18 protein-coding genes and 1 riboswitch are annotated in these 17,115 nt (G+C 44.2%); of the genes, 4 read left to right on the top strand and 14 right to left on the bottom strand.

Annotated elements, in window-relative coordinates; translation table 11 throughout:
• Positions 1-187: 187 nt before the first annotated feature.
• From MHH57_RS13250 to MHH57_RS13265, 4 genes are read right to left on the bottom strand one after another with little or no spacing between them, the layout of a single operon-like run.
• Positions 188-922: a hypothetical protein gene (locus MHH57_RS13250; RefSeq protein WP_069011746.1), complete on the bottom strand. Its 735-nt coding sequence runs from the start codon at positions 920-922 to the stop codon at positions 188-190.
• Between the two features lie 5 nt (positions 923-927).
• Positions 928-1,059 carry a hypothetical protein gene (locus MHH57_RS13255; protein WP_256026089.1) on the bottom strand — a complete coding sequence of 44 codons (132 nt, stop codon included), beginning with the start codon at positions 1,057-1,059 and terminating at the stop codon, positions 928-930.
• A complete protein-coding gene (locus tag MHH57_RS13260) occupies positions 1,032-1,580 on the bottom strand; it encodes an accessory gene regulator B family protein (protein WP_069011745.1) in 549 nt (182 codons plus the stop codon). Before MHH57_RS13260 ends, MHH57_RS13255 begins: the two co-directional genes overlap by 28 nt.
• The gene (locus tag MHH57_RS13265; protein WP_029517468.1) at positions 1,531-2,244 is read right to left on the bottom strand and encodes a hypothetical protein; all 714 of its coding nucleotides are present in this window, start codon (positions 2,242-2,244) and stop codon (positions 1,531-1,533) included. The genes MHH57_RS13260 and MHH57_RS13265 overlap by 50 nt, the downstream gene beginning before the upstream one ends.
• Positions 2,245-2,510: 266 nt before the next feature.
• On the opposite strand from MHH57_RS13265, the gene MHH57_RS13270 reads away from it, so the two are divergent.
• Positions 2,511-2,738, top strand: coding sequence for a helix-turn-helix transcriptional regulator (locus MHH57_RS13270; protein ID WP_029517467.1), 228 nt, complete (start codon positions 2,511-2,513; stop codon positions 2,736-2,738).
• Positions 2,739-2,877: 139 nt separating this feature from the next.
• Here MHH57_RS13270 and MHH57_RS13275 read toward each other — a convergent pair whose 3' ends face one another.
• The 5 genes from MHH57_RS13275 to MHH57_RS13295 all read right to left on the bottom strand — a co-directional run bounded on the left by MHH57_RS13275 (position 2,878) and on the right by MHH57_RS13295 (position 6,496).
• Positions 2,878-3,633: a DUF4247 domain-containing protein gene (locus MHH57_RS13275; RefSeq protein ID WP_029517466.1), complete on the bottom strand. Its 756-nt coding sequence runs from the start codon at positions 3,631-3,633 to the stop codon at positions 2,878-2,880.
• A gap of 13 nt (positions 3,634-3,646) precedes the next feature.
• Positions 3,647-4,153, bottom strand: coding sequence for a DUF4178 domain-containing protein (locus MHH57_RS13280; RefSeq protein WP_029517465.1), 507 nt, complete (start codon positions 4,151-4,153; stop codon positions 3,647-3,649).
• Positions 4,154-4,177: 24 nt separating this feature from the next.
• Complete coding sequence (locus tag MHH57_RS13285; protein ID WP_013310484.1) at positions 4,178-4,585, bottom strand: DUF350 domain-containing protein; 408 nt, start codon at positions 4,583-4,585, stop codon at positions 4,178-4,180.
• Between the two features lie 131 nt (positions 4,586-4,716).
• Positions 4,717-5,385 carry a PspA/IM30 family protein gene (locus tag MHH57_RS13290; RefSeq protein ID WP_010348252.1) on the bottom strand — a complete coding sequence of 223 codons (669 nt, stop codon included), beginning with the start codon at positions 5,383-5,385 and terminating at the stop codon, positions 4,717-4,719.
• An 88-nt stretch (positions 5,386-5,473) separates the two neighbouring features.
• A complete protein-coding gene (locus MHH57_RS13295) occupies positions 5,474-6,496 on the bottom strand; it encodes an NADH:flavin oxidoreductase/NADH oxidase (protein WP_029517464.1) in 1,023 nt (340 codons plus the stop codon).
• A gap of 305 nt (positions 6,497-6,801) precedes the next feature.
• On the opposite strand from MHH57_RS13295, the gene MHH57_RS13300 reads away from it, so the two are divergent.
• Entirely contained in the window at positions 6,802-7,608 is an 807-nt protein-coding gene (locus tag MHH57_RS13300) for a polysaccharide deacetylase family protein (protein WP_342434199.1), read from the top strand.
• A 193-nt stretch (positions 7,609-7,801) separates the two neighbouring features.
• On the opposite strand, the gene MHH57_RS13305 is transcribed toward MHH57_RS13300, so the two are convergent.
• From MHH57_RS13305 to MHH57_RS13315, 3 genes are all read right to left on the bottom strand, one after another.
• A complete protein-coding gene (locus MHH57_RS13305; protein ID WP_029517462.1) occupies positions 7,802-8,470 on the bottom strand; it encodes a 3D domain-containing protein in 669 nt (222 codons plus the stop codon).
• A gap of 6 nt (positions 8,471-8,476) precedes the next feature.
• A riboswitch (cyclic di-AMP (ydaO/yuaA leader) is annotated at positions 8,477-8,645 on the bottom strand.
• A 230-nt stretch (positions 8,646-8,875) separates the two neighbouring features.
• A complete protein-coding gene (locus tag MHH57_RS13310; protein WP_029517461.1) occupies positions 8,876-9,598 on the bottom strand; it encodes an amino acid ABC transporter ATP-binding protein in 723 nt (240 codons plus the stop codon).
• The gene (locus MHH57_RS13315) at positions 9,585-11,048 is read right to left on the bottom strand and encodes an ABC transporter substrate-binding protein/permease (RefSeq protein ID WP_322252732.1); all 1,464 of its coding nucleotides are present in this window, start codon (positions 11,046-11,048) and stop codon (positions 9,585-9,587) included. The genes MHH57_RS13310 and MHH57_RS13315 overlap by 14 nt, the downstream gene beginning before the upstream one ends.
• A 148-nt stretch (positions 11,049-11,196) precedes the next feature.
• Between MHH57_RS13315 and MHH57_RS13320 the strand changes: the two genes are divergently transcribed.
• Together MHH57_RS13320 and MHH57_RS13325 are read left to right on the top strand one after the other, a co-directional pair.
• Positions 11,197-12,375, top strand: a complete 1,179-nt coding sequence (locus MHH57_RS13320; protein ID WP_039273268.1) for a M20 family metallopeptidase — start codon at positions 11,197-11,199, stop codon at positions 12,373-12,375.
• Between the two features lie 51 nt (positions 12,376-12,426).
• The gene (locus tag MHH57_RS13325) at positions 12,427-13,488 is read left to right on the top strand and encodes a hypothetical protein (RefSeq protein WP_318627302.1); all 1,062 of its coding nucleotides are present in this window, start codon (positions 12,427-12,429) and stop codon (positions 13,486-13,488) included.
• An 87-nt stretch (positions 13,489-13,575) separates the two neighbouring features.
• On the opposite strand, the gene glgA is transcribed toward MHH57_RS13325, so the two are convergent.
• Both glgA and glgB read right to left on the bottom strand, forming a co-directional pair.
• Complete coding sequence (glgA, locus tag MHH57_RS13330) at positions 13,576-15,018, bottom strand: glycogen synthase GlgA (protein WP_342434200.1); 1,443 nt, start codon at positions 15,016-15,018, stop codon at positions 13,576-13,578.
• Between the two features lie 21 nt (positions 15,019-15,039).
• Entirely contained in the window at positions 15,040-16,962 is a 1,923-nt protein-coding gene (gene glgB, locus MHH57_RS13335) for a 1,4-alpha-glucan branching protein GlgB (RefSeq protein ID WP_029517456.1), read from the bottom strand.
• Positions 16,963-17,115: the final 153 nt, after the last annotated feature.

The following is a 17,115-nucleotide window of genomic DNA, read 5'->3' on the forward strand; positions in this document are numbered from 1 at the left end:
TAGATTGTTTTCACCTTTATTTAAAAGATTGTTATTTTTTTCATAATCAATTTTATCACATGGAAAATGATTAAAAACGGGAAATATGTCGAATTAAATCGAACCCGTCCGGCTTATCCTAGTCTAACTGATTATTGACTTATTCATTTAAATCTGGTAACAAAAATGACCCCTGAATTTTCATGGGTCATTTCCACAGTTTTTTAAGCGCTTTAAGTTTATTATGAGACATCGAGCAAGTGAAGTCAGATCCTTCGAATCGTACCAGCCCTCCAAATGCGTTAGACTCAATTTCACAAACCAAGTCGAGATTTATCAGGGTATCTTTATAAGCTGGATATAGATACGGAAAAGCTTCCCTGCAAGCCTGTGCGGTTAGCCCGATTGTATAAGAACGATCTCCAGAGTTGAAACGCGGGACATAATAATTTTTTTTAGGTTCCCACATATCCACACTGTGCATATTCATTACCTTAAAAAAACCGCTCACTGCTGCCTTACCCACTACCTTAATTTCCGATCCGAAAATATAACGAATTTCTCTATCGGCATTCATTGCATCTGCATATATTTGTCTCCATCGAGATAAATTTGCTGAATTTATACTTTCTTTAATGTCTTGATTTTTAAAAACAACCTGCCCCCCTCCATAATCTCCCGTAATGATCTTGTCCACTTGTGTGATGTTAACCAAATTAGATCCGTCCAAATTGCAAAAAGTGGGTAAGCCTACGGAACATTCATGGAGGGTGGTGGGAACTGTAAATCTTCCATGAGAAGTATGAAAAAGCGGAATGTGATAATTGCTTTTAGGCTTCCACAATTCAATCGCAACTAGGTGATTCTCACAAAAAAAAGAGCAATCTCCAAGTGAATTGTCATCAAGCAATGGAGTGGCTAGGATTCGCTTTCCCTCTTCCATTAAATTCAGTTCTTTTCTGTTTTCTTCAGCTCAGCTGGTACAGGTTTAGCGCCAAAAATTGTTTTTTCTTTTTTCGTAGACTCGTTAGCGTATTTACCAAGGCTTATACTTAAAGCTCTCGCCAATTTCTTATCCATTTTCGCTCACCTCCTTTCCATAAAGGAAGAATACTGAATGCTTGTATAATTAAAGCTAAACATATTATGTGAGATTGTATAAAAAAATTTAATATGCAAACCAAAATACATATCGTTTTATAATATTTGTGATGTTTGGTCTTATTAATATAGATAAAATGATTGGGAGCATATAGTACAATCACTAATAATGAACAAGCGTTAATTATCAAAATCGTTGCTAAACTTAAAGAGACAAAAGGTATAGTTACACATATGGCCGTTGTAAAGAAGACACAAAGTGTAAGGTTGCTGAAGTGTACCCCTCCTGAAAATCTCCTTACAAACATGATCGTAGCCAGAGCTAGTAATGCCCCCCAAAAATGTCCTGTTATCCATCCTATAACTGCGACCATGAGCACTGCTGAAATTTCGGTAATTTTTATACCAATCGCATACTCCATCACTTCAACACTTGTGGGTCCATCAGGATCAGCTTTCTTTATTTCTGATGCGATGTGCCTCGATAGCGTTTCTAGCATCCTCGTAATCTCCTTTCTCTGATAAGAAGTACGATATTCCAAAAGTTAGTAATGAGATGGAAAGTAATCCTATCGTATTGGAGTTATAGAGCATATACAAAGTAACAAAAATAGTGACAAATGATATTAGGGACCCTATAATGAACATTTTATTTAGAGATGCTAGGTAATTTTCACCTTTCAAAAAATCATGTGGGGGTTGAATGATAAATGAGAATCCAAAGTTATATTTACCCATCACAAAAGAAATAAAGTACGCAGTAAGGATGGAAGACAACTGTATAACGTATATAGAAGAGCCAGCTGTATCACTTATAACACCTGGCTGTGCTACTCCGAAAAAGTTTGCAAATATATATACAAATAGCTGTAGGTTAATGTAAGCTGTAAGACCGGAACCAGCAGAAAAAGCCGCAAGATATGTTTTGATCCCTAAACCAAATCTTAAAAAGAGAACCATTAACAAATACTGAAGCGGAAAATCTAATTTAGGCATGCCTATTACTTCTCTCATGAGAAAGGAAAACAAAGTTATGCCAATTGCATAGAGAAGTATTTTTCTTCGATTTTCCCACACGGGGAGCATATAAATCTTCAAGACCAAAGTAACTGCCGCTAAAGCATCGAAAAAACCAAGTAAAATATATAAAAAAGCAGATAACACAGTTACACCATCCTCCTATTTCGCCTGATGTAATTGTATATTTTACTAATAGATGTGGCAATGAAATAATCTAGTAAATTGGATTTTTTTGTATAAATATGAGGTGGAATTTTCTTCCCCTGGCTTTCTTCTTCAAACTCGACACCCATTTATACTAACAAAAAAAGTCACCCCAAGTGAGCGACGTTGCTTTTGCTAATGTATTATGTTGGTTTTTTTTCGATATCAAGGTTATAATCTACTTAATTTGGGGTGGAGGGATTATAGTGGCTTTAAGTGACAATTTTAAAAAATTACGTATAAAATATCATTTGACTCAACAAGAACTTGCTGAGATCGCTGGGGTTACCAATAAAGCAATTTCAGCTTGGGAGAGCGGACTTTCTGAACCACGGATGGGTGCTATAGAAAAGATAGCTCGTCATTTCCATATCAAAAAAAGCAACATTATTGAAGACGATGGTATTGAACACATAAGCTCTGATCAAGTGTAGGTCAAAATAGACGGCAATAAAATCGAAGCAAAGGAGCACCGTTCAATTCACTTTAGGTTATATCAAACTACAAAAAAGGAACTGTGCAACAGCTCCACAGTTCCGCAAACAACTTTAGAAGAAAATAAAATTTTACCCATTATCGTCGACTTCGTCGGCTGATTTTACCTGAACCGCTACGTGTTTTGGGCTTACTATAAGATTTACGCGGCGAATCAAATATGCTGGAACCGCCGCTGTCGCTCCGGTCACGTGAAATCGAGCCTCTGCTCGGTGAACTGCTGGACCCTCTGTCGAACAAACTTCCGCTTGACCCAACGCTAGAATCCGAGTTCTTCCCTCTACGGGTAACCGAACCTTTCCGCTCCACCGTAATCGGCGGAATCGCCTTTTTCTCCTGTACTGTAGGAGCACGATATTGGCCCTGAGAAGGTCGGTATACATCTCTGCTGGAGTAGCCCCGATAGGAGCCTGAACCACGTAAGGAATCAAACAGAGCATCCAGCACAGTTGCGGTTAAGTATCCTTTTAAAAAGCTTGAACTGTAATTTTGTTCTACATACTTTTTACTGTCAATTTCAATGAGTGTATCTTCCTTCTTAGCTGGATCTTGCTGCAAATGGTACCACTCATCGCTATATACCAGAAACATCCGCTCATTGCTCTGCGGTGACATTTGTTCCGGTGTACGCTGTTCTTTCAATTCCTCCGCTACTTCCGGGACTGTCTTGCCAGCTGCCCGGTATACATACGAGGTTGAATTTCCGCTGCCACTAACCGATTCCAGCGGATACGTATCCTTTACACTTGGCGCGCCGCAACCGCTTAACACGGATACGAACAAGCTCAGCGCCACAAAGACCTTTAATGCATACTGCCAGGTGCGTTTGCTCATGTGTAACCCTCTCCTAGCTTGCCCGAATAACCTTGACGTCTCCGGTAATCACTTCTTCTCCTTCATAAAGCATAAAGCGACCGTCCTGCCACTCTACCCGCAACAAATGGTAATTATCAGACTGGTACTGCCAAACATGCTGCTCTCCACCCTGTCGGAAAGGAGCACGGCCCATGACGGTAACTTGCCCAGAATATTGCTCCTCCAAATGATACGTTGTATCATCCAGCTCTAAAATGGTCGGCACTTCCTCAGGGTTGTCAAGTCTGCCGTCGATGGCCTGATATAGTCCGAATTGCAGTGTTTCCCGTTCCTCTATATGAAGATAACTGATTTGATTACCATCCTGAAGTGTCAAAACAACGGCATTCCGGGCACGATTATGTACACGACCTACCACTTCATAGGTGACAAGCGAAACTTCACAGATATCACCTGGATTTAAGTGAAGCATGCTTTTCTCTGCTTTTGGCGGCTCCGGCTTAGCAAATAGATTTGAAATTCGTTTCCAAACACCCATGGTTATATTCCTGCCTTTCTTAGCCTAGAAGCATGCTGTAATGATCAAGGCGCCAACCAGATGCAGCGCTCCTGAAAACAGGCCGAAACCAATTTTACCTTCCTGTGTACCTTTATCCAGATCAAACTGGGCCCAGTACCGCAACAGCAGACGTACAATAACTTCCAAAACAAGCAGGATGACAAAAGCGATCACAGAATACACAAGCGCTTCGAGCAAATTATTAGCTGTAGCGATAGAGCCTGACAAAATATAGCCTTGTGCAACCAGCTTCATAATCATTCGTACCGTTACGGCCATATTTCCAGCTTTCACTTCGGCAAAATCCTTATACTTCGTGAATAAAGAGTCGACATACATTAATGCGAAGATCAAAATAGCTCCCGCACCAGTCCATACAAGCATTGCTTTCATCGTTTCTAAAAAATGCATTTCATACCATCCTCCACATCTTCTTGACCTTCATATAATGTTTTACGCCTGCGGGCAGGGAAAAGCGAAGGAGAAAACGTTTCTCCTTCGCTTCCTGAGCAATCAAACTTGGCGGCACTGCTTAAATGTTCTTATTTATTTTCGTATTGCTTCAACAAAGCGGCAAGCTCATCGTCCACGGCGCTTTTCTTATCCAGCTCTTTGAACTCCTCATCCAACGATTTTTCCTTAGAAGACATTTCGTTGCTCGCTTCGGCACGTGCTTCTGCTTGCAGCATTTTTTCCTCCATACGCTTCAATCCGGCAGTTGCCGTATCAGAGCTAAAACCGTTCATAGCTTTGTTAATTTCAGTTTGCGCTTTAGCTGCGTTATAACGGGCAACCAGTGTCTCGCGCTTGTTTTTCATTTCTGTCAGCTGTCTGCGCATTTCATCCAGCTTGCCACGCAGGTTATCGGCCGCAGCTTTGTTCTGTTCGTAACCAGCTTTGAACTCGTTCATTTTTTGTTCAGCAGATTTCTTTTCTTCCAGCGCGCGACGGGCCAGATCTACATTTTGTGCTTTTGCAGCGGTATGTGCCTGTTCTTCGCGTTTCTTTACCAAAGCAGCCTGTTCTTCGTATTGCTGTTTGAATCTCTTTTCAATAGCAATTTGAGCGGCTACCGCTTTCTCTGCATCTTCCAGGTCCTCTTGCATATCACGAATGTATTGGTCCGTCATTTTAACTGGATCTTCTGCCTTGTCAATAATGGCGTTAATGTTGGACATCGTAAGATCTCTTAATCGTTTGAAAATAGACATGTGAAGTTCCTCCTAGAGTTGAATGCTTAAATTTTAAGCTCTGTACACATGTTTACGCAAGCTTTGCAAAGAGGGTTTCAAAAATTATCTAAAAGCCGCGCAAGTAAGGCTCTGGGATGTCGGCCTGTACTTTTAGCTCCCGCGATGCATGCAACGCCCAATAGGGATCACGCAGCATGGCGCGGCCTATTGCTACCAGATCAGCTTCTTTTTGCTGAACAACCCGACGGGCGTCTTCATAATCATCCAGTAATCCAACAGCAATTACAGGTACATTCAGCTTTTCACGGACGGTATGAGCTAAATCCACCTGATAGCCAGCACGCGCAGACGGCCCTCCGCCAGAACCAATTGGACCCTCGCCACCAGAAGAGATATGGAAAATGTCCACACCTGCATCACGATATCGTTCCCCTACACCTGTTATGTATTCCACATTATATCCATCTTCGACGTATTCTTTGGCAGATATCCGCATAAGCACAGGCATATCAGCAGGAAGAACCTCTTTAACAGCATGTATGACCTCAACACCGAACAGTGACAGATCCTGGCCATATTCATCTTCTCTCGTATTTGTTAAAGGCGAATGAAATTGATGGATCAGATAGCCGTGAGCGCCATGTATCTCAACCGTATCAAAACCGGCTTCCACCGCGCGGCGCGCGCCTTCTTTGTATGCCTGAACCAGTTCCCTGACTTCTGCTGTCTTTAAGGCGTGCGGCTTTTTAAGGCGTTCGCTAAAAGGAATCGAAGAAGGACCCACAGGTTGCTCAGCATCTTCGGCCTTGCGTCCAGCGTGGCCTAGTTGAATGCCAATTTTGGCACCATACTTGTGAACTTCCTCTACAATCTTACGATATGCAGGAATATGTTCGTCACTCCAAATACCTAAATCACGATCCGTAATACGTCCATCAGGATGAACCGCTGTCATTTCCACAATAATAAGACCAGCACCTCCTACTGCTCGGCTCACATAATGGACATGATGCCAATCCGTCGGATTTCCATCCTCGGCCTCCACACTAAATTGGCACATCGGGGGCATAACAATCCGATTTTTTAAAGAAAGCCCCTTTAATTGATAAGGAGTAAACAAGTCGGTCACTTTTATCCTTCCTTCCTTCAATTCCATGTCTGTATAATTATGAATTGCAACCCCATTATACACCAGCTGTCACGGGATACCGAATCCGTTGTAAGGCTAAAACTTGCGAAAATGCTCTTGTTTTCGGTCATGTTTAAGAGAATATGTACGTTTAGCTCCATCATCTTCATTGATAATCATTTCATCGCGAACTTCTTTCCAGACGTTTATGAGCCTAACTTGGTAACCAGCATATTTTTAATAGGACAGGTACATAATAGTCGAGAGCACCACTAGGTACCACTGCACGAAAAGGGGGGATACATATGCCGTACAGGGGAGTGTTGCCATGCTTGGCACTGTTACTAGCATTTTCAAGTTTACCCGTTCACGCGGATGCGCCTCCCAAGATCGGAACGCCCCATCCCAAGGAAGCAGCTGTTGCTTCTTCTGTACATCTGAGTACAGATCGAGCTACTCCTACATTAGCAATGTTGCGTAAAAAACATGCGGACATTTTTAAAATGTGCGGCCCACACACCCGCCAAATTGCCTTAACCTTTGATGATGTGCCCGATTCTAGGTATACGCCGCAGGTTTTGGACGTATTACACGCCAACGGCATCAAAGCCACCTTTTTCATCGTCGGTCACCGTGCGGAAAAGCATCCGGGGATTATACGTCGTATTATCCGTGAAGGCCATGCTATAGGAAATCATTCCTATACTCATCCGGATTTTAGGAAGGCTACACCAGAACGCTTTCGCAACCAGATTACAAAAACAGAACGTATTTTACAAGCCAGCGCAGGTTTTCGCCCCAAGTTGATTCGTCCACCCTACGGTGAAATTACAGAGCCTCAAATAAAGTGGGCACGTAGTCATGGCTACATGATTGTCAACTGGAATGTAGACTCTCTCGACTGGAAGGGACTAAGTAAAACACAAATTCAGCGAAATGTGATTCCAGCTACAGGGCCTGGCTCTATTATTTTAATGCACGCTGGTGGAGGTCAAAGTTCCAACTTGCAAGGCACTATCCAAGCTTTGCCGGGTCTAATTCACTCTCTAAAAGCTAAGGGCTACAAATTTGTGACAGTCCCCCGGCTACTCCACACATCGGAACGAAAATAACAGTATGTTTATAATTGAGGTCCAAGCTAAAGCAACGTAAAAAGGCTGTCTTACCAGCAGAAGTATTCTGCTCGTCAAGACAGCCTTTTTACGGATAGGACCTGATAAGAGTCCGACCTAGATATATACGGATATAGGCGTTATGTTTACATAATATATATTATGTTTAATTAAACTGTATATACGTACAATGCTATTTATCAATAACGTACAGCTTCACATTTTGAAATCCAAAGTCGTTCACAAATGATTTGTTGCCTGGAATAAAGATATCAATCCGCTTTCCTGTAATGGCGCTGCCCTGATCGCGAGCGACAGCTACAAAAGAATGATCCGGCAAACCTGGATGGGAGTAGCCTGTAACCAGTACTTTCGTGCCCATCGGAATGACGTTAGGATCTACCGCAATTGTACCTAGTTTAAGCGGATTGCCGTAGTAGTCCACTGCGCCCCATTTACCATTCTCATCGGCTGCGGCAGAATACGCTGAAGCCTTAACGTCAACTATTTTGCTATAGTTGAATGTTTTACCCCAAGCTTCAATCGTTGGCGCCTCATTCGCTGCTGCTTTCTCCGTAAGAAGCTGCGGCTTCGATTCCGAAGCTGCCTTTACACTTTTTTCGCCAGGCACCTTAATTTGCAGACCTGCATATATATTGCTGGAAGCAATGTTTGGGTTAGCCTTTGTTAGCTCGTCTACCGATACTCCATAACGCTGAGCAAGCAAAAAGAAGGTATCGCCCTCTTTGGCAGTGTGAAGCGAGGCAGCATCCGCTATTCCAGCTGTCTGTGCCAACCCTGCAATAGCTGCGGCAAGCACCGCAATTTTCATCGTTTTACCAATATGTTTTAAATGTTTCAAAGATATGTACCTCCTCTTTTATGCCTGCGAAGTTAGCTGTCGGATTCGGACTCAGGAGAAGCCCTATGCTCGTGCAATTCACCCCTAGGCATATTCCTCATCGTCTTATGACGTATCGGAATGGCTGCCGTTGTTACGTCCCCCGCACTTCCCATAGTTTGGGCCAGCATTTCAGCGCTTGTCTAACCGCATGCTGTCCCGGTAAGTTTTGGCTTACTGCATAATATCACAATTTTGTAACCTTATCCGCATGAAAATGTTGGGAACCCTGAACATCATACTACACTCGTTACAATTTTGTCATCAAGAAATCTATATTTGTTACGAAAGTATGGGGAAATGGTGACAAAAAAAGAAAAGCCCTCCGTCAACGGAGAGCTCTTTTATGATTAGATCAGTACTTTCTTACAATACTTTGGCAAGAAAATCACGAGTGCGATCATGGCTTGGAGTGCCAAATACCTGGTCTGGTGCACCCTGCTCCACAATTTGACCGTTATCCATAAAGATAATTCGATCGCCTACCTCGCGGGCAAAGCCCATTTCATGCGTTACAATTACCATTGTCATACCGCCTTCGGCGAGCTTCTTCATTACATCCAGAACCTCTCCAACCATTTCAGGGTCCAATGCAGAAGTCGGCTCATCGAACAGCATTACGTGCGGCTGCATGGCCAAAGCACGCGCAATCGCAATACGTTGCTTCTGACCACCGGATAGCTGGTTCGGATAGGTATTCTTCTTATCCTCGAGCCCCACGGTACGCAGGAGTTCTAATGCAATTTTTTCCGCTTCCTTACCTGACTGTTTTCTAACCTGCGTCGGTGCAAGCGTCAGGTTCTGCAACACTGTTTTGTGTGGGAACAGATTAAAATGCTGGAACACCATCCCCATTTTTTCCCGGGTTACATTAATATTATGACCACGAGCTGTAATCGGCTCGCCCTCAAATAAAATCTCCCCATCCGTCGGCTGTTCTAACAGATTCATACAACGCAAAAACGTACTCTTCCCCGAACCGCTGGGACCGATGATAACGACAACTTCTCCTTTGGCGATATCTATATCAATGCCTTTTAAAATCTCATTCTTGCCGAACGATTTACGCAATTGTTTAACGGTGATCACTGGCTCTCAACTTCCTTTCCCATAAACCAAGCAGCTTAGACAAGCTGAATGTCATTACAAAATAAATAGCGGCTGTGATTATGAACGGACTTAATCCTTCATAGGTAATATTCTTAATGACCTGGGCTTGATACATAATATCCACCATACCAATAGTCGAAATAATGGAGGATTCTTTAATAATTGTAATAAACTCATTACCGATAGCAGGTAAAATAGATTTAAACGCTTGCGGCAAAATGACGTGACGCATAGCTTTGCCTCGTCCCATACCCAATGAGCGTGCAGCCTCCATCTGTCCACGGTCTACTGCCTGGATACCTGCACGGAAAATTTCAGCCAGATATGCCGAGCTATTCAGAGACAATGTGATTATACCGGACTGGAGTGGAGTAAAATTGACACCCAGCGTCAAAGCAATCCCGTAGTGAATGATCATGAGCTGCACCAGCATAGGTGTGCCACGCAGGATCTCCACATATGTGGTACCTAACCACTCAATGATGCGTATACCACTCATCCGCAGCAAGGATACGATCAGACCAATGATAAATCCAAACAGTACTCCGAGTGCAGACAGCAACAGAGTGTAACCAATACCCGTAGCGTAAAGACTGCGGTATTTCCAAAAAATATCTACGATGTTATTAGAAGAAACCTGTCGATCTGCCGAGAGTGCACTCGCTTCTGTAGAAAACTTTTCAATCGACCCGTCCGCTTTCAGGCGAGCCAACGTTTTATTTACAGAGGCAAGCAATTCTGCGTTCCCCTTACGTATACCTACAGCAGTTTCTGCTCCGGCATCCTCAGGTACCGCTTTGGCAAGTGTTACGGTCCCATCTAACGTGTAGCCTTTAGCAACCGTATCTTCGATCACAACAGCGTTGATACGCTGGGTCCGCAGCTGGAGTACCAGATCGGATATTTTGTCCAGTGAGGTTACAGAGGCATTGGGTACTTTTTGAGCAATTTCTTCCTGAATACTCCCCTTTTGCGCGCCAATCTTCTCGCCTTTCAAAGCAGCCATCGTAGGATATTTGTCTTTATCCTCTGGGCGTACCATAATGACTTGCTTGGAGCGATAATATACATCTGAAAAATCAATGCTTTTTCTACGCTCATCCGTCGGTGTCATACCGGACAGTACCAAGTCTACGCGACCACTTTGCAGAGCAGGTAGCAAAGAGTCAAAACTCATGTCCTCAGGGACCATCTCCGCACCCAAATCTTTGGCGATTTCCTTCGCGATTTCCACATCGAATCCAACAATAGTATCCTTACCGTTAATAACTTTATGAAACTCATACGGCGGAAAGTCGGCACTCATGCCCACTACAAGTTTTTTCTGTGGCTTTGCTTCCGTTCCGTATGCATTGAGCATGGGAAGACCCGTCAACAGCAAGATAACCGCCGTCAAAACCAGGGCGGTAAAACGATATGCCTTTTTCAATCTTTTTTTCTCTCCTTAAATTCTTTATAATAAATAAGATTGTGTCATTATAAATGAATATGCATGATTATGCAATGAATGTTATAGTACAATTTCAGCATACCTAGCGCAGTACCTACATTACAGCTTAAATAAAGGAGTTTTCAGCATGGATTTTAAACAGACCATTCAAAAGACAATTGAGCAGCATGCCCCACGCTTTAAGGACATTTCGTTATATATTGGGGCAAATCCTGAACTTGGAAACGAGGAATTTCTGGCCGCTGCCCGTTTAAAAGAAGAACTCATTTTTCACGGTTTTGAGGTCCAGGCACCCGTTTTGGGCATAGAAACAGCCTTTATTGCAACTTACAAAGCTGAAAAATCCGGACCGATTGTCGCTTTTCTGGCAGAATATGACGCTCTGAAAGGTTTAGGACACGCCTGTGGGCACCATCTGATATGCATGATGAGTACCGGTGCTGCCGTTGGCCTCAAGTCGATCATCGACGAAACTGGTGGAGAAGTACGGGTATACGGCACACCTGCCGAAGAAACTCGTGGTGCTAAGGTCCCTATGGCCGCTGCCGGTTTGTTTGATGATTGCGACATAGCACTTATGACGCATCCTTATGATCGTTACGAAAAATCAGGCAAATCGCTGGCGATTGATGCTGTACAATTCGAATTTTTTGGTCAATCCGCTCACGCGGCTGCCAGCCCGCACGAAGGCATTAACGCGCTGGACGCTGTGATTCAAACGTTCAATGGCATCAATGCGTTCCGTCAACAAGTAAAAAGTACAGTGCGTATCCATGGGATCATTAATCAGGGTGGGCAAGCAGCCAATATTATTCCTGATTACGCCTCAGCCCAATTTTATGTAAGGGCCGCTACACGTCAAGAACTGAACCCGCTGACTCGCCGTGTTATTCAAATTGCTGAAGGAGCTGCTTTACAGGCCGGGTGTCGTTTGGAGACCTCCAATTATGAGACTTCTTATGATGAAATGGTCACGAACCGTGTACTTTCCGATGCGTTTACCGCAAATTTGGTGCAGGCTGGCATTTCGCAAGAAGATATAACGGAAGGCGAAGATCATGGCTCCATGGATATCGGAAATGTATCGCTTCATTGCCCTGCTATTCATCCTTACATTCAAGTTATTGACGAGAAGCATGCCTTGCATACACCAGAATTCCGCGATTTGGCGATGCAGGACCGAGCCATGGAAGGAATGCTGCTGGCTGCGAGAACTTTGGCATGGACTGCTTGCGATGTAATCACGAATCCTGAACTGCTAGCCCAGATAAAAAAAGAATTCGCTCTGCTGAATAACGAACGCTAAATCTTAATTCCGTGTTATTTCAGAAAGGAGTAGCCAGCCATCATGGATAGTATGAGTAGCTTTTGGACGTTGTTTATTGTGATAGACCTCATCATTTTTTGGTTTATATTCCGTGCAATACGCAGGAACCGGGGAAACAGAAAAACACGGCGCCGGAATGCTTTTTTCCTCAGCTCCCCTTCTCCTTCTTCCCTTACGCAGGAGCGTCATCCAGAGATTACGGAGCTGATGCAGCTATTGGAGCAATCCATTCCCGTCTCCTATGCTCATAGCGTAAGGAATCGTGTAATGGAAGCCCACCCAGAGATTACGGAGCAAGAATATGATTGGCGTTGGCATGAGCTAAAACGATATTTTATGCTATGCGCGATTATGAATCGTGTGCCTATGTTCAGTAGTGATGTGGATGAATTATGGCACGAAATGTTGATGTTTACCCGCGAATATCAGCAATTCTCGGAAGCTTTTTTTGGTCGTATGCTTCACCATGCGCCCCATTCTGGCGGCTCTCAGCCGATGCCGGAGGAGCGTGCGTGGTTTGATTGGTTGTATGTGGAATGCTTTGGCTGGAACCGCTATAGCGCCAGTTTGTGGGGGACTTTTTTTAATCATCCATTACCGAACGACGAGCTTTCACACTATTACAAACTCACAACTTCGGCGCAGCCAGCAGGTAACCGTTGGAATACTCAGGAGAATATAGCCATTTCACAGCAAGCCCAACAAGCGGTTCATAAGATTGTACAACATCTGCGCGAGCGGGTGAATAAAGCGGTGGATGATCCTGAGGGTAAGCAATTGCCTAAGGTCAACTATTTACAGGTCGACTATCTGTTATTAGCTGTTGTATGGTATTCATGGTATCAACCTGAACAATTTGCCATACACATGCACCCGGATGCTACAGGCAATGCCGGGTTAGCTAGCTCATCTGGTTGTAGCTCGGCAAGCGGCTGCTCGAACTGGGATACGCATCACTCGCATCATCATTCCTCCCATGACAGTTCTCATCATGGAGGCTCTTCTCACCATGATTCAGGCGATTCTGGTAGCCATTCTTCGTGTAGCAGCGGCTCTTCATGTGGAAGCAGCTGTGGTGGCGGGGGCGACTGATCATAGCAAAAAAGGGAATTCCTCAGCCAAACACTGGCTAAAGGGATTCCCTTTTTCATTAATATGAATATGGTGTTCCTACTCCGTTCAGTCCGTCTTTGTGAGCAAATGGTAAATATCCATATACGCTTCGGCTGAAACATCCCAACTATATTCTCCTGCGAAAGCCGTCTGTGTAAGCTTCGACCAATGCTCAGATTGGCGATAAAAATGAACAGCACGACGAATGGTGTTCAGCATATCATGTGCATTGTAGTTCGTGAAGCTAAATCCGTTTCCTTCCCCTGTAGACTCATTGTAAGCCTGCACAGTATCGTTAAGGCCTCCAGTTTCTCGCACAATAGGGATACTTCCATAACGAAGCGCTAGCAGTTGGCTGATCCCGCAAGGCTCAAACCTTGATGGCATAAGATACATATCGCTTGCCGCATATATTTTTCGTGACAGAGGTTCGCTAAAAGCAAGCTGCGCCGACATTTTCAGTGGATAGCGTCCCGCTGCCTCACGGAACCAATGCTCAAAAGCCGGATCCCCTGTTCCCAAAACGACAAACTGGATATCATCATAATACAAGATTTCATCAAGCACTCTCGTTACCAGATCTAGCCCCTTCATATCTACAAGTCGGGTTACCATGGCAATCATAGGTACGTCCGGCCGTACCGGCAGACCCAGCTCCTTTTGCAGACCAATTTTGTTTTCCTTTTTCTTTGTCAGACTCGTTCGGTACTTCGTATAAATACGATTGTCCGTAGCAGGATTATAGCTTTTGGTGTCAATTCCGTTCACAATCCCTGTTAAGCGACCCTGATCTCCCAATTTACGAAGCAAACCCTCCAGCCCGTATCCGTAAAATTCCGTTTGAATTTCCTCTGCATAGGTTGGACTCACGGTCGTGACATGATCCGAGTACGTAAGCCCGCCTTTCATAAAATTCAGTCTGCCATGATACTCCACACCCTCGGGGGTGAAATAGCTCCCATCCAGGTTGAGCAACTCGGTTAAGACCTCATACGGAAAATCTCCCTGATACAGCAGATTATGTATGGTAAACACCGTGCGAATATCGCTGTAGAAGGGCAAATGTCGATAATCGGCATTCAGAAGCAGCGGAACCATTGCTGTATGCCAATCATGACAATGCAAAATATCCGGCCGAAAGTTCAGTTCAGGCAGCACTTCTAAAATTGCCCGGTTAAAAAAAGAAAAGCGTTCGCCATCATCCATATAACCGTAAATACCGTCACGACCGAAGTAATACTCATTGTCTATAAAATAAACCTTGATTCCGTCTAATGTCAGTTCCTCTATTCCACAATATTGATTACGCCAGCCTACGGCTACTTGCTTTACCGCTACCGGACGTAGAGACTTTTTATAAGTATCGGGAATCCCCGCATATTTAGGCAAAATGATTCGGACGTCGCACCCCGCCTGACGAAGTGCCTTCGGCAGTGCGCCAATGACATCAGCCAACCCGCCTGTTTTAATAAATGGATGTGCTTCTGCTGCCGCAAACAAAATGTTCATATATGCTTCCTCCTTATGTGGTTAATCTGCTTTTTTAGGCCTCCGAGGCGCTTTCTTGAGTATAACGATGCTCAGGGGTGGTATAGTCACCTCCAAGCTGTGAAGCTGACCGTGGCAAGGAATACGGGCGGTCCGTATCATTCCGGTATTTAGCTGGCCACTTCCCCCAAAGTCCTTATGATCACTGTTCAGCAGTTCGATATAACTCCCGGCCTTTTCCAGCCCAATTCGGTAGTTCTCTCTCGGTACGGGCTGAAAGTTAATAAGCACGACCAATGTATCTCCTGGCTTTTTACTTTTACGTAAATACGTAATTACGCTCTGCCCACGGTCCTCCGCCTCAATCCACTGATATCCATCCCACGAATGATCCAGTTCCCATAGTGCCTTTTCCTGAATATACAAATGATTCAGCGCTTTCGTAAAAGCGTGCAGCGAACGGTGACTGTCATAATCCAGCAGAAACCAGTCAAGCTGCTCCTCATCCTTCCATTCGATGAATTGGCCGAATTCCCCTCCCATAAATAATAGCTTTTTGCCCGGCGAGGTGAGTTGGTAACCGAGAAGCGCTCGAAGCCCGGCAAATTTTTGCTCATAGTTACCTGGCATTTTATCAAGCAGCGACTTCTTACCATGAACAACCTCATCGTGCGACAATGGCAGTGTAAAATTTTCGCTGTACGCATAAGCTATGGGGAATGTCAGCAAATTATGGCGCTCCGGTCTCTGATCGAAATTCGTTTCGATATAATCAAGCGTATCGTTCATCCAGCCCATATTCCATTTGTAATTAAAACCGAGTCCTCCATCGCTTACCGGGGAAGTTACCATAGGCCAGGCACTGGACTCCTCTGCCATCATCAGAGCATACGGATAATAGCGGAATACTGTTTCATTCAGTTGTTGAAGGAAGGCAATAGCCTCCTCATTTTCAATACCTCCCTTAGAGTTAAAACGATATTGACCGTCCTGCTTTTCAAAATCCAGCCGTAGCATACTCGTCACAGCATCTACGCGCAGGCCGTCAATATGGTACATATCCATCCAAAATAACGCATTAGATATCAGGAAAGAACGCACCTCCGGTTTGCTGTAATCAAACGTCAGCGTTCCCCAGCCGGGCTTTTCCGCAATCAGCGGATCCGCATATTCGAACAGGGGCGATCCGTCAAACAGCCTTAATCCATGAGCATCTTTTGCAAAATGGGCTGGGACCCAATCCATCAGCACTCCAATTCCCGCCTGATGGCAACGATCCACCAAATACATAAAATCATGCGGTTCTCCATAACGGCTTGTGAGTGCAAAATATCCAGTAAGTTGGTAGCCCCAGGAAAGATCATACGGATGTTCACTCAGCGGCATCAGTTCAATATGTGTATACCCCATATCAGTCACATAAGGCACAAGAAGCTCAGCTATTTCCCTGTATGTATAAAACGTACCATCTTCTTTTTGCTTCCAAGTGCCCAGATGAAGCTCATATATGTGTAGAGGCTTTCCATACGGTGCTCTACGTTTTCGGCGCCAAATCGCATCGTTCCAAGTATAACCATCTATAGAAGCTACCACAGAAGCCGTTGCCGGTCTCACTTCAGCACGTACCGCGTAAGGGTCTGCTTTCAGAAATCGTTCACCGTTTGCACCCGTAATGTCGTATTTGTAAAAAGTTCCTTGGGATATCCCCGGAAAAAAACGACTCCAAAAACCGGATTTGGGAACCCTATATAAGGAATCCTGTTCCCCATTCCAGTTGTTGCGATCTGTAGCAAGCCCGACATGGAGAGCATGAGGAGCCCAGACCGTAAAACGGACGCCCTGTTCTCCGTTCTCCACAGTAAGGTGGGAACCCAAAGATCGGTAGCTGTGATAAAGCGTTCCTTCATGAAACAAATAAATATCTTCCGATGAAATAGCCTGTTGCGGAAGAGTTTGGTCTGTCATCACGTCACCACCCTTATATGTTTGTAAGTAAAAATGTATGAATCGGTAATGCATTCGCTTTTGGCTCAAAGCTGACTTGAGTTATTACCCCATTCTAGCCACAATGAACAGAAAAATGACTAGGAAAAAAATAAACCTTAGTTTTTGGGGAAT

This window comes from Paenibacillus sp. FSL H7-0442 (assembly GCF_038593105.1).
GTDB classification, from domain to species: domain Bacteria; phylum Bacillota; class Bacilli; order Paenibacillales; family Paenibacillaceae; genus Paenibacillus; species Paenibacillus polymyxa_D.